Raw genomic sequence first — 12,486 nt, 5'->3', positions numbered from 1 at the left:
AGCATAGTAAGTTGACCGGTGACAGGCTTGAGGGAGACGAGAGGGGCTTAGAGCTGCACCGAATCAAAAAATCATGCCTGATTCATGCTGATTCATTGACTTTGATGACCTCTTCGCGGGCAAGCCCGCTCCCACAGGGATCTCTGCATGCCCGAGATCTCCCGAACGATGCAGATCCCTGCGGGAGCAGACTTGCCCGCGAAAGCGATGTTTCAGGCGCTAGACATTATTAATGCAAGCGCTTACGGCACATCAACAGCGCCATCTTCGCCGTATCCGGGCGCTCGACAATGCCCTTTTCGGTAACGATCACGTCGATCAAGTCCGCCGGGGTCACGTCGAACACCGGGTTGAACGCATCGACATCCGCCCCGATCCGCTTGCCCCCGACCTCCAGCAATTCACGACCATCGCGTTCTTCGATAGGAATTTCATCGCCACTGGCCAGGTTCATGTCGATGGTCGAACTCGGCGCCACCACCATGAAGCGCACGCCGTGGTGCATGGCGTTGACCGCCAGCTGATAAGTGCCAATCTTGTTCGCCACATCGCCATTGGCAGTGATGCGGTCGGCGCCGACGATTACCCAGGTCACGCCTTTGGTTTTCATGATGTGCGCGGCGGCGGAGTCGGCATTCAGGGTCACGGGAATGCCTTCATTGGCCAGCTCCCATGCGGTCAGACGCGAACCTTGCAGCCACGGCCGGGTTTCATCGGCGTAAACCCGCTCGACCATACCCTCGATAAAGGCCCCGCGAATCACGCCCAGCGCCGTGCCGAAGCCGCCGGTGGCCAGTGCGCCAGTGTTGCAGTGGGTCAGGATTGCCTGAGCATTACCCTGGTGCTTGCGAATCAAGTCCACACCCAGCTGGGCCATGGTCAGATTGGCTTCGCGATCACTTTCATGAATGGCGAGAGCCTCGGCCTCCAGGGCCGCCAGTGGGTCTGCGTCTTCCTTGAGACGATCCAGGCGGTCGCGCATGCGACTCAGGGCCCAGAACAGATTCACCGCGGTTGGACGGGAATCGGCCAGTACCGCGTAATCCTCTTCCCACGCAGCCTGCCAGTCACCGCCCTCGGCAATCCGGGCGCGGGCCGACAGCACCATGGCATACGCCGCACTGATGCCAATCGCCGGCGCACCGCGCACCACCATCGAACGAATGGCCTCGGCCACACCGGCTGCACTGGTGTAGGCAATCCAGGTTTCTTCGAAGGGCAAAACACGCTGATCCAGCAGGTACAGGGCGCCATCACGCCAATCGATGGCCTTCACTTTCTCCGCAGCCAACAGTCGATCGCGCATCCCACACCCCGCACTCAAGCACAAAAGCCGCCGATTATAGCGATCCCCCCGCGAAGACGCTCGGGTATACTTCGCCATCCTTTACAAAAGCACTGGAACCGACCCTCGATGCCGAACACTGCCGCTGCGCTCGACCTGTTATTGCTGCCGACCTGGCTGGTACCCGTCGAACCCGCTGGCGTTGTCCTCAAAGAGCATGGCCTGGGCATCCGTGACGGACGCATCGTATTTATCGGCCCACGCTCGACTGCGCTGAAGCTTAACGCAACTGAAGTGCGCGAGTTGCCGGACATGCTGCTCAGCCCCGGCCTGATCAATGCCCACGGTCACGCCGCCATGACGCTGTTTCGTGGCCTGGCCGATGACCTGCCGCTGATGACCTGGCTGGAAAACCACATCTGGCCCGCCGAAGCCAAATGGGCCGATGAAGCCTTCGTACGGGACGGCACGGACCTGGCCATCGCCGAGCAGATCAAAGGTGGCATCACCTGCTTCTCTGACATGTATTTCTTCCCGAAGGTTGCCAGCGAGCGCGTGCACAACAGCGGTATACGCGCACAAATCGCCATTCCGATCCTCGATTTCCCGATCCCGGGCGCCAGCACGGCGGACGAAGCCATTCGTCAGGGCGTGGAATTGTTTGGCGATCTCAAGCACCACGAGCGCATCAAAATCACCTTCGGCCCCCATGCGCCTTACACCGTGAGCGATGAAAACCTGGAGAAAATCCGGGTGATTGCCGAAGAGCTGGACGCCTCGATCCACATGCACGTCCATGAAACCGCCTTCGAAGTGCAGCAATCGGTCGAGCAGCGCGGTGAACGCCCGCTGGCTCGCCTTGGCCGCCTGGGCTTGCTCGGGCCGCGCTTCCAGGCCGTTCACATGACCCAGATCAGCGATGAAGACCTGGTGATGCTGGTAGAAAGCAACACCAACGTGATTCATTGCCCGGAATCCAACCTCAAGCTGGCCAGCGGATTTTGCCCGGTCGAGCGCTTGTGGCAGGCCGGCGTCAATGTGGCCGTCGGCACCGACGGCGCCGCCAGTAACAATGACCTGGACCTGTTGGGCGAAACCCGCACCGCTGCGTTGCTGGCCAAGGCCGTCGCCGGCTCGGCCACCGCGCTGGATGCTCATCGCGCCTTGCGCATGGCCACGCTCAATGGCGCCCGTGCGCTGGGGATCGAGGCTGAAACCGGCTCGCTGGAAATCGGCAAAGCGGCAGACATCGTCGCGTTTGACCTCTCCGGCCTGGCGCAGCAACCGGTCTACGACCCGGTTTCGCAACTGATCTACGCCACCGGCCGGGACTGCGTGAAACACCTGTGGGTCGCGGGCAAGCAGCTGCTTGATGACCGACGCCTGACCCGCCTCGATGAAGAACAGTTATGCGCCACCGCCAAGGCCTGGGGCCAGCGCATCAGTGGCCGCACCGAATCGTAAGATCCCCGGACCAGAAAACCGGGGCAACAGGATTTTTCAAGTTTTAGAGGACTGAACCATGAGCAACGTCGACTACGCCGAAATCGCCAAATTCGAAGCCCTGGCCCATCGCTGGTGGGACCGTGAAAGCGAGTTCAAGCCGCTTCACGACATCAACCCGCTGCGGGTCAACTGGATTGACGAACGCGTCAACCTGGCCGGCAAGAAGGTGCTGGACGTCGGTTGCGGCGGCGGGATCCTGAGCGAGGCCATGGCCCAGCGCGGTGCCACCGTCATGGGCATCGACATGGGCGAAGCACCGCTCGCGGTCGCGCAGTTGCATCAGCTGGAGTCGGGCGTGAACGTCGAGTACCGGCAGATCACCGCCGAAGGCCTCGCCGAGGAAATGCCCGAGCAGTTCGACGTTGTTACCTGCCTGGAAATGCTCGAGCACGTGCCGGATCCGTCGTCGGTCATTCGCGCCTGCTTCCGCATGGTCAAGCCGGGCGGCCAGGTGTTCTTCTCCACCATCAACCGCAACCCGAAAGCGTACCTGTTCGCCATCGTCGGCGCTGAATACATCATGAAGCTGCTGCCGCGCGGCACGCACGATTTCAAGAAGTTCATCCGCCCTTCCGAGCTCGGCGCCTGGAGCCGCATGGCTGGCCTGACCGTCAAGGACATCATCGGCCTGACGTACAACCCGCTGACCAAGCACTACAAACTGGCGGCCGACGTGGACGTCAACTACATGATCCAGACCCTGCGCGAGGAGTAAGCCGATGCGTATCAGAGCAGTCCTTTTTGACATGGACGGCACGCTGCTCGACACCGCGCCGGACTTTATTGCCATCTGCCAGGCAATGCGCGCCGATCGCGGCTTGCCGTCAATGAATGACAAGCACATCCGTGACGAGATTTCCGGCGGCGCCAAGGCGATGGTCGCCGTGACCTTCTCGATGGACCCGGAGTCGCCAGGCTTTGAAGAGCTGCGACTCGAATTCCTCGAGCGCTATCTCGCCGGATGCGCGGTGCATAGCAAGCTCTTCGACGGCATGGGCGAATTGCTGGCCGACATCGAGCAGTCCAGCCTGATCTGGGGCGTGGTGACCAACAAGCCGCTGCGTTTCGCCGAGCCGATCATGCAGCAACTGGGGCTGGCCGAGCGTTCCGCGCTGCTGATCTGCCCGGACCACGTGAAGAACAGCAAGCCAGACCCGGAGCCGCTGATTCTGGCATGCAAGATGCTCGACCTGGACCCGGCCAGCGTGTTGTTTGTCGGCGATGACCTGCGCGATATCGAATCGGGCCGCGATGCCGGCACCAAGACCGCTGCGGTGACCTACGGCTACATTCACCCCGACGACAACCCGCGTCACTGGGGTGCGGACGTGGTGGTTGATCACCCGCTGGAGTTGCGCAAGGTGCTCGATAGCGCTTTATGCAGTTGCTAAGTAGAGCGGCTTTTTGTGGCGAGGGAGCTTGCTCCCGCTGGGGCGCGAAGCGACCCCTCTAGCTATCACCGCACTCTGTCAGGCACACCGCATCTGCAGGTTTCACGACTGCTGCGCAGCCGAGCGGGAGCAAGCTCCCTCGCCACAGGTTCGGTGTTCGCCTTATTGTTGAATTGTGTTGAGGTTTTCTTATGTTTGATTATTCCGCTCGCCCCGAATTGCTCAAGGACCGGGTCATTCTGGTCACCGGTGCCGGCCGCGGCATCGGCGCGGCGGCTGCGAAAACCTACGCAGCCCATGGCGCCACTGTCCTGCTGCTGGGCAAGACCGAAGCCAACCTGACTCAGGTGTATGACGAAATCGAAGCAGCCGGGCATCCACAGCCGGCGGTGATCCCGTTCAATCTGGAGACCGCCCTGCCCCACCAGTACGATGAACTGGCGGCGATGATCGAGACCGAATTCGGCCATCTCGACGGCTTGCTGCACAACGCATCGATCATCGGCCCCCGCACGCCGATCGAACAACTGTCCGGCGAAAACTTCATGCGCGTCATGCAAGTCAACGTCAACGCCATGTTCATGCTCACCAGCACCCTGCTGCCACTGCTCAAATTGTCGCAAGACGCCTCGGTGGTATTTACCTCCAGCAGTGTCGGCCGCAAGGGCCGCGCGTACTGGGGCGCTTATGGCGTGTCCAAATTTGCCACCGAAGGCCTGATGCAAACCCTGGCCGACGAAGTGGACACCGTGGCCCCGGTCCGCTCCAACAGCATCAACCCGGGCGCCACGCGCACCAGCATGCGGGCCCAGGCTTACCCTGGGGAAAACCCGCTCAACAACCCGACCCCGGAGGAGATCATGCCGGTCTACCTCTACCTGATGGGACCGGACAGCACTGGCATCAACGGCCAGGCGTTCAACGCCCAGTAACACCGTGCGTCGCTTTTGTGCCGTGCCGATTTTCCGGCGCGGCACTCAAAGTGAGTCGTAACTACCCTCCTCCCAGTCAAACAACCGCCACCCCTTTTCGTTAAAAAAACTCAAAATCAAACTCAACTCTATGTTTTTTATAGCTTTATATTCGAATGAACCGAATGGCACGACTTTCGCTCTAAATTTGCTCAGACACGCAGTGTGAAAGCAGACAGGCGGGCTCCCAAGTCGATAGGTTACTAATCTTCGGCAAAGCAGACTAAACTTGCGCCAACTGTCCCACGGGACTGATGGACCAGTATGACGCGCAGCCTGAAGCCGCTCTCACCCAGCCTGTAAGACAGCTTTACCGCTTAGGGGCTCAGCCATATGAAATCACCTTCCCAGACCAACGCAATTGACTTCGATAGCGCCAAATTGCAACGCCTGGGATTTGGTCAGCAACCTCCTCTTCTGGAACGCCCCGTCAGCCTTGCGCTATTGCGCCAGCAACTGGGTCAGCAGTTGCAAACCAGCCTCGAGCCACAACGCATTCTCGGACTTTTCTTCCGCGAAGTTCAGCGCCTGGTACCACTGGATGCCTTGAACTATCGGCATCAGGCCAGTGACTTGCGCCTGGAGTTCGGTCAGCGCGGCCATCACTCGGTCAGTTACAGCCTCAGCCATGAAGGCGAGCAGCTGGGTGAACTGGTCTTCCGCCGCAATCAGCGATTCAGCGAGCTTGATCAAGGCAATCTGGAGTCGTTGCTGTCGGCACTGCTGTTCCCGATGCGCAATGCCCTGCTTTACCGGGCGGCGACGCAAAGCGCATTGCGTGACCCATTGACCGATACTGGCAACCGCATCGCCATGGATCAGACCCTGGAACGCGAAATCGAGATGTCGCGACGCCACTTGATGCCTCTGTCCCTGCTGATGCTGGACATCGACCACTTCAAAAACGTTAACGACAGTTATGGCCACAACGCCGGCGATGACGTACTCAAGGCCGTCGCCACGGCGATCAAAAACCAGTTGCGCAATGTCGACATGGTATTCCGGTTTGGCGGCGAAGAGTTTCTGATCCTGCTGTCCAACACCACTCGAGAAGCTGCCGCCATGGTCGGCGAACGGCTGCGGGCAGCAGCTCAGGCTCAGGACTATCGGGCGGATGGCAATGCAGTAGAACTGACCGTCAGCCTCGGATGTTCGACCCTGCTGCCGGGTGAGTCTGCCGAGAGCTTGTTGCGACGGGCTGACAGTGCGTTGTATGTCGCCAAGCGCGAGGGGCGCAACCGGTTGACGATGGCGGGTTGAGCTCTAAACAACACTACAAACCAATGTGGGAGCGAGCTTGCTCGCGATAGCTTTCTAACATTCAGCATCTTTATTGAATGTTTAGCAGCCATCGCGAGCAAGCTCGCTCCCACATTTGGTTTGTAGTGTCTTTAAACCCGTTTAGCTTTCTGCCAGCGCCATGCGCTCACGCGCCACCGGTGCTTTTTCCGAATGCTCCAGCTGCATGCAGCGCTCCAGAAACAGGTGCATGTAGTCATAGCTTTTGCAGATGGCCTGACGCAGTTCCACTTGCAATGACTTGCTCGGGTTCATGCCCGCCAGGGTGCAGATGATTTCCAGTGCCTCCCACGGATGGGCATCGTCGTACTGGGCATGCATCTTCAACCACTTCATCGCCCGTTTGCGATCCTCTTCCGGAAACGCCGCCGCATAGACGCCACTGGAGCAAACCAGCGCCGACCACTCACCGGTTGCGCCTTCAATGGCGTAGTTGGTCGCGGCGATGGCGACGATCAGCGAATCCGCCGAACTGGTGTGCCAGCACCAATGGCTCAAGGCATGAAGTTCAGGGGGCACCTGCTGCGCCTGCAAATCTTCAAGGCTGACGCCGTGCGCCCGACTCCAGTGCACCCAGTAATCGGCATGGTTCAATTCCACGCGAATATTGCGCATCAGCCAGCGACGCGCCATGTCTTCGCCAGGATGGCGGGCAAAGCGAGTCTTGGTCAGGTTTTGTGCCATGTATAACGCGAACTGTTCAACGACCGGCCAGCCACCGATGAGGTACTGACGCATGGTTTTTGCGCTGAGTTTGTTATCTCGCATGCGCTGATACAGTTCGTGTTCGACAACCCGGCGCTTACTCTCGCTGCAATCCTTGATGAGCTGTTGCGCCCAGGCAGGATAACTTGCAGCTTCCATGAGTGGTCCGGTTCGGTTGAATGTGTCGATCACTGTCGGGCTCCTTTTGATTGTGATTGTTCGGATCAGCAAGAGATTTCAACGGAACGTGCCCGGGGCCTTGAACAACAAAGGCTGAGGCCGGGCAGGACGACTTTGCAAACTATCGCAGGTAAACAGATGCGGGCGTTCAATCACATACCCTTGAGCGAAATCGACCCCGATTTCCAGCAATGCCTGCTCGATCTGGGGTGACTCTACAAACTCGGCAATCGTGCGCTTACCCATGACATGGCCGATGTGGTTGATCACTTCGACCATGGCGCGGTTAATCGGGTCGTCCAGCATGTCCTTTACGAAACTCCCGTCGATCTTCAAGAAGTCTACAGGCAAATGTTTCAAGTAAGCGAACGAGGACATTCCGGCGCAAAAGTCATCTAACGAGAAGTGACAACCTAAACCCTTGAGCTCATTGATAAATCTGATTGCACTGCCCAAATTGGAAATAGCACTGGTTTCAGTGATTTCAAAACAAATCATTTCAGGCGGAATGGAATAGTTAACAAACTGTTCACGCAGGAAGTCCAGAAACGCCTCATCTCCGATAGTAGTACCTGACAGATTAATCGCACACATGGCTAACGGACCTTTACGCGCCTCCGATATACATTGGGCAATGACCTTGAAGACGTTCTCCACGACCCAGCGATCGAGTGCAGTCATCAAGCCATAACGCTCCGCCGCCGGAATAAAACTGTCCGGCAGGATCATGCGGCCGGCTTCGTCATGCAGGCGCAACAGAATTTCGATATGCCCACCCCCGCGCTCGGTATGCCCTAGCGGTGCGATTTCCTGGGAGTACAGGCAAAAGCGATCCTCTTCCAGCGCCATATGCAGACGCTGGACCCAGGCCATCTCGCCAAAGCGCAGCGACAGCTCCGAGTCATCGGCGTGATAGACCTGAACTCGATTGCGCCCCTTTTCCTTGGCCATGTAACACGCCATGTCCGCAGCACGCAGCGAGGCTTCAAGGGAAGTTGGCGTTTGCGCCAGATGAACCAGCCCGATGCTCACCGTCGTCACGAAGGGCCGGCCTTTCCAGACAAAGTGCAGGTTCTGGACGGTCTGGCGCAGGTTCTCGGCAATCTTGTCGGCCGCTTCCGGCGCGCAATTTTCCAACAAGATGCCGAATTCGTCGCCACCGAGGCGGGCCAGGGTGTCGCCTTCGCGCAAGCCCGACTGCAACAGCGCGCAGATATGCCGCAGCAACTCGTCGCCCGCCGCATGGCCACAGGTGTCGTTGACCAGTTTGAATTGATCCAGATCGAGAAACATCAGGGCATGACGCCCGGAATGCCGCGTCAGGTTGTGCAGTGCCTGCTCCAGCCGAAACTCGAACTCTCGGCGGTTGGCGAGCCCGGTCAAGGCGTCATGAGTCGCCTGCCAGGACAGATTGGCAATGTATTGGCGCTCCTGCGTCATGTCATGCAACACCAGCACGGTGCCGCTGACCTTGCCCGCATTGCGAATCGGCGAGCCAACCAGCGTCACCGACACCGTGCTGCCATCCAGGCGCTGAATCAGCTTTGAATGTTCGCTGCCCCCGCTGAGCTGACCGCTCAGAATATGTTCGATCAACGTGAAACCATCAGCCTGGGCGTTTTCATCCAGCAAGTTGAACAGTGCCGCCAAAGGCAGACCCGTCGCCTGTTCGGCTTTCCAGTGGGTCAGCGCCTCGGCGGCGGGGTTCATGTAGGCAATAGCGCCTTCGACATCCGTGGTAATGACCCCGTCGCCAATGGATTGCAGGGTGATCTGCGCCCGGTCTTTCTCCAGTTGCAGCGCCTCGGCGAACTCATGGCGCTGCCTGAGCAACTTGTGGGTACGCAGCAACGCCAGCGCGATCAGGCCCAGCGCCGTGGCGAGATTGGTCACCAGCAGCAACCGGAGAATCAGGCGCGAGCCTTCGCCCAACGCATCGCTGAACGCTTTGGCAGCGGGCGTCACTGCATCGTTGATGGCGAATATCCGATCCTTCCAGCGCCAGATATCGGCGGTGGTGGCCTGACCTTCGGTAATGCGCTGGTGCATCTCTTGCGCCACGTCATTGAGTTGCAGCAGGTACGCGTCGCCCACCGTCCAGCGGTCAATGGCTTTTTCAAGGTAGGTGAAATGGCGGAAATTGAGGTAGAGCCAGATCAGGCTTGAAACGTCGTCGGGGTGGTTACCCCCCTTGAGGATAGCCACTCGCGCAGCTTCGATATCGGGCGGCTGGAGATCCAGCGCCACACGCAATTCGTGGCCACCCTGAGGAACGGCAATGGCGTTCTGGTATTTGCGGAAAATCGCCTCGTCGCGATTGTCCGCGTAGAGGTTGAGGTAATAGATGGCGTCCTTTTGGCCCTTTGACCAAAGGCTTTCACCGGCAACGTAGCCGCGAACCGCCGACAGAACGTACAGGCTGACGCCACCCAACAGGGCCTGAAACAGCACGACGGCAATAAATGGCCAGACGATGCCCAACAACCGTGGCGTTCCGAGAGTCCGGGTTTGATTCATGAGGTCCCTTGTTTTAGCACTGCCAGATCATCATCCCAACGTGATCGCTATAGCTAGACTAGGGTGCGTTCTCGATCCCGGCAAGCGAGAAGCCTGCCAGGACGGGCAAGTCCTTGATTATTCGCCGGGATGTTCCCGGCGACGCATGAAGCGCAATAGAAAAGGGACTGTACGTCGACGCTAAAGTTGCTGCAAATGACCATAAAGCTTCGCGTACAAACCACCATCAGCTATCAACTGTTGATGGTCACCATCCTCGGCAATCTGTCCGCCATCGAACACCAGCACCCGATCAGCCTGTTTCACCGCGGACAACCGGTGCGCAATGATCAGCGTGGTGCGGTGGCTCAGAAACCGCGACAAGGCCTGATGCAGGTTGTATTCGGTGGCAGCGTCCAGCGCCGAGGTGGCCTCGTCGAGAATCACCACTTTGGGTTCGGCCAGTATCATCCGCGCAATCGCCAGGCGTTGGCGCTGGCCGCCGGACAAACGCACGCCGGAGCGCCCGACGACGCTGTCCAGGCCATTGGGTAGCTCTCGAACCGTGTGGTGCAGTTGGGCAATTTCCAGTGCCTGCCAGCAGGCATCGTCGCTGCGTACACGGCCCATCGTCAGGTTGGCGCGGATGGTGTCGTTGAACAGCGCCGGATGTTGCAGGACCACGGCGACGTTTTCGCGCACGGTGTCCAGGCCGATCTCCTGCTGGGTCGAACCACCGAAGCGGATGGTCCCGGCCAACGGCGTGTACAACCCCAGCAACAGTTGCACCAGCGTACTTTTGCCACCGCCACTGGCGCCGACAATCGCGACTTTTTCACCGGGGGCGATGGACAGGTCCATCTTGTTCAACACCCACTCATCACCATAACCGAAGCTCAGCCCCTGCACTTCAATACCCACCGTGTCGCGGCCCTGGAACGGGTCGACCCCACCGGGATAATGCGGCTCATCTGCCCTGGCCAACAGCTCGTTGATCCGCGACAGCGCACCCCCGGCGGCGTAATAGGCGTACTGCAAATTCAGCAATTGCTCCACCGGGCCGATCATGAACCACAGGTAGCTGAATACCGCCAACATCTGGCCGATGGACAGGTCGGAGAACAGCACGGTGAGCATCGCCGCCGCGCGAAAAATATCGATACCGAACTGGAAAAGCAGGCCGCTCGCACGGTTCGAGGCATCGGTTTTCCATTGCGAGCTGATCGCGTAATCGCGCACTTCCCGGGCCCGCAGGCCAAGGCGACCGAGGAAGAACCCCTGGCGGTTGCCAGCACGCACTTCCTGAATCGAGTCGAGGGTTTCGGTCAGTGCCTGGGTGAAGCGCGAGGTGCTGTCGTTTTCGAGTTTTTTCAGGTGTTTGACCCGCTTGCCCAGCTGCACCGTGGCGTAAATCACCAACGGATTGAACAGCATGATCAGCAGCGCCAGCTTCCAGTGCATCCAGATCAGAATGCTCGCGGTGCCGACCAGCGTCAGCATCGCCACCAGAAACCGGCTGAGGGTTTCGCCGACGAATTTGTCCAGCGTGTCCAGGTCGGTGACCAGGTGCGTGGTCACCGTGCCGCTGCCCAGGCTTTCGTATTCGCCCAGTGAAATGCGCTTGAGCCGCTCGATCAGGCGGGTACGAATGCGATACACAATGTCCTTGGCCAGCGCCGCAAACAATTTCGCCTGGATCACGTTGAACAACAAGGCGCCGCAGCGCAGCAACAAGGTCACGAACAACATCAGGCCGATGTAGCCTGCCGCTTTCTGCCAGCCTTCGGGCAAGGCGTGGTTCATCACCTTCAACGCGGCGTCACCGTGGCCCAGCAACACTTCGTCCACCAGCAACGGCAGCAGTAACGGAATCGGCACGCTGCACAAGGTCGCCAACACGGCGACGCCATTGGCGATCCAAAGGGATTTTTTATGGTGCAAGGCCAGTCGGCGGATTTCGGCCCAGCTCAGCCGATCGACACACGCGGGAGCCGGGACGCCATCAGGACCATCATGCACAGACAGAGTGCTCCAGCCAGCGGCCGAGCAACGGGGACAATTCACTCAGGGGCTGATAGCCATTGGTCAGCAACGCCAATTGACCTTTGCGCTCAGCCAGCAAGGTAGGGAAACCGGCGATGCCCAGGTCCTGGACCCAGGTGAAATCGGCCGCCGTGGCGGCGTGCATATCGGCACTGTCAAACAAGGCGGCGAATTCGATGCGCGGCAGACCGGCCTGCTCGGCCAATTCCACCAGCACACTGGCGTGGGTGACGTCGCGCCCTTCGACGTAGAACGCGTGCTGGATCAGGCCTAACAGTTTCCATGCGCAATCCGGCGCCAGGGCACGTGCGGTCACCAACGCCCGGCAGGCAGGCTCGGTGTCATACACAAAGCCGTCCGGCAACGCGCCTTCTGTCTTGAACGGTTGGCCGGTGGCTTCGGTGACCGCCTGCCAATGTTCAAGAATGTAACGTCGGGTAGTCGGCTCCAGCGCCGCACCACTGCCGGTGCGCAAACCACCGACAATCAGATGCACCTCTACGCCCGCCGCACGCGCCTGTTCGACCAAGGCAGTGGCCACTGGCGCAAAACCCCAGCACCAGGAACACATCGGATCCATCACATAGAGCAGACGGCGGCGCGCAGACAT

At 59.4% G+C, this 12,486-nt stretch carries 10 protein-coding genes; 5 read left to right on the top strand and 5 right to left on the bottom strand.

The features are described 5' to 3' along the window. Positions 1 to 229: 229 nt before the first annotated feature. Positions 230 to 1,306, bottom strand: a complete 1,077-nt coding sequence (mtnA, locus tag SB725_RS21965; RefSeq protein ID WP_027924107.1) for an S-methyl-5-thioribose-1-phosphate isomerase — start codon at positions 1,304 to 1,306, stop codon at positions 230 to 232. A gap of 108 nt (positions 1,307 to 1,414) precedes the next feature. On the opposite strand from mtnA, the gene SB725_RS21960 reads away from it, so the two are divergent. From SB725_RS21960 to SB725_RS21940, 5 genes are all read left to right on the top strand, one after another. Then, positions 1,415 to 2,749: a TRZ/ATZ family hydrolase gene (locus SB725_RS21960; RefSeq protein ID WP_027924106.1), complete on the top strand. Its 1,335-nt coding sequence runs from the start codon at positions 1,415 to 1,417 to the stop codon at positions 2,747 to 2,749. A 58-nt stretch (positions 2,750 to 2,807) separates the two neighbouring features. Continuing rightward, entirely contained in the window at positions 2,808 to 3,506 is a 699-nt protein-coding gene (gene ubiG, locus SB725_RS21955; RefSeq protein ID WP_007945809.1) for a bifunctional 2-polyprenyl-6-hydroxyphenol methylase/3-demethylubiquinol 3-O-methyltransferase UbiG, read from the top strand. Positions 3,507 to 3,510: 4 nt separating this feature from the next. Continuing rightward, positions 3,511 to 4,182: an N-acetylmuramic acid 6-phosphate phosphatase MupP gene (gene mupP / locus SB725_RS21950; RefSeq protein WP_027924105.1), complete on the top strand. Its 672-nt coding sequence runs from the start codon at positions 3,511 to 3,513 to the stop codon at positions 4,180 to 4,182. A 191-nt stretch (positions 4,183 to 4,373) separates the two neighbouring features. Continuing rightward, positions 4,374 to 5,114 carry a YciK family oxidoreductase gene (locus SB725_RS21945; RefSeq protein WP_008031809.1) on the top strand — a complete coding sequence of 247 codons (741 nt, stop codon included), beginning with the start codon at positions 4,374 to 4,376 and terminating at the stop codon, positions 5,112 to 5,114. Positions 5,115 to 5,486: 372 nt separating this feature from the next. Beyond that, positions 5,487 to 6,413 (top strand): GGDEF domain-containing protein, encoded by a 927-nt coding sequence (locus SB725_RS21940; protein ID WP_059182366.1) that lies wholly within the window; start codon positions 5,487 to 5,489, stop codon positions 6,411 to 6,413. A 141-nt stretch (positions 6,414 to 6,554) separates the two neighbouring features. On the opposite strand, the gene SB725_RS21935 is transcribed toward SB725_RS21940, so the two are convergent. The 4 genes from SB725_RS21935 to SB725_RS21920 all read right to left on the bottom strand — a co-directional run bounded on the left by SB725_RS21935 (position 6,555) and on the right by SB725_RS21920 (position 12,486). After that, on the bottom strand, positions 6,555 to 7,316 hold the full coding sequence (locus SB725_RS21935; RefSeq protein ID WP_228758893.1) for a TenA family transcriptional regulator: 762 nt from the start codon (positions 7,314 to 7,316) through the stop codon (positions 6,555 to 6,557). A 78-nt stretch (positions 7,317 to 7,394) separates the two neighbouring features. After that, the gene (locus tag SB725_RS21930) at positions 7,395 to 9,854 is read right to left on the bottom strand and encodes an EAL domain-containing protein (RefSeq protein WP_059182365.1); all 2,460 of its coding nucleotides are present in this window, start codon (positions 9,852 to 9,854) and stop codon (positions 7,395 to 7,397) included. 180 nt (positions 9,855 to 10,034) lie between these two features. Then, entirely contained in the window at positions 10,035 to 11,852 is a 1,818-nt protein-coding gene (locus SB725_RS21925) for an ABC transporter ATP-binding protein (RefSeq protein ID WP_027924101.1), read from the bottom strand. Then, complete coding sequence (locus SB725_RS21920; protein ID WP_027924100.1) at positions 11,845 to 12,486, bottom strand: DsbA family protein; 642 nt, start codon at positions 12,484 to 12,486, stop codon at positions 11,845 to 11,847. Before SB725_RS21920 ends, SB725_RS21925 begins: the two co-directional genes overlap by 8 nt.

Origin of the sequence: Pseudomonas sp. SIMBA_041 (assembly GCF_046535095.1) — a bacterium.
GTDB classification, from domain to species: domain Bacteria; phylum Pseudomonadota; class Gammaproteobacteria; order Pseudomonadales; family Pseudomonadaceae; genus Aquipseudomonas; species Aquipseudomonas mucoides.
Note: the sequence above shows the minus strand (reverse complement) of the source record. Positions and strands in the feature narration are given on the sequence as shown.

Excerpts from the sequence above, each read along its gene's own strand:
- mtnA (WP_027924107.1), bottom strand. The coding sequence starts at position 1,306 with ATGCGCGATCGACTGTTGGCTGCGGAGAAAGTGAAGGCCATCGATTGG.
- SB725_RS21960 (WP_027924106.1), top strand. The coding sequence starts at position 1,415 with ATGCCGAACACTGCCGCTGCGCTCGACCTGTTATTGCTGCCGACCTGG.
- ubiG (WP_007945809.1), top strand. The coding sequence starts at position 2,808 with ATGAGCAACGTCGACTACGCCGAAATCGCCAAATTCGAAGCCCTGGCC.
- mupP (WP_027924105.1), top strand. The coding sequence starts at position 3,511 with ATGCGTATCAGAGCAGTCCTTTTTGACATGGACGGCACGCTGCTCGAC.
- SB725_RS21945 (WP_008031809.1), top strand. The coding sequence starts at position 4,374 with ATGTTTGATTATTCCGCTCGCCCCGAATTGCTCAAGGACCGGGTCATT.
- SB725_RS21940 (WP_059182366.1), top strand. The coding sequence starts at position 5,487 with ATGAAATCACCTTCCCAGACCAACGCAATTGACTTCGATAGCGCCAAA.
- SB725_RS21935 (WP_228758893.1), bottom strand. The coding sequence starts at position 7,316 with ATGGAAGCTGCAAGTTATCCTGCCTGGGCGCAACAGCTCATCAAGGAT.
- SB725_RS21930 (WP_059182365.1), bottom strand. The coding sequence starts at position 9,854 with ATGAATCAAACCCGGACTCTCGGAACGCCACGGTTGTTGGGCATCGTC.
- SB725_RS21920 (WP_027924100.1), bottom strand. The coding sequence starts at position 12,486 with ATGTCTGCGCGCCGCCGTCTGCTCTATGTGATGGATCCGATGTGTTCC.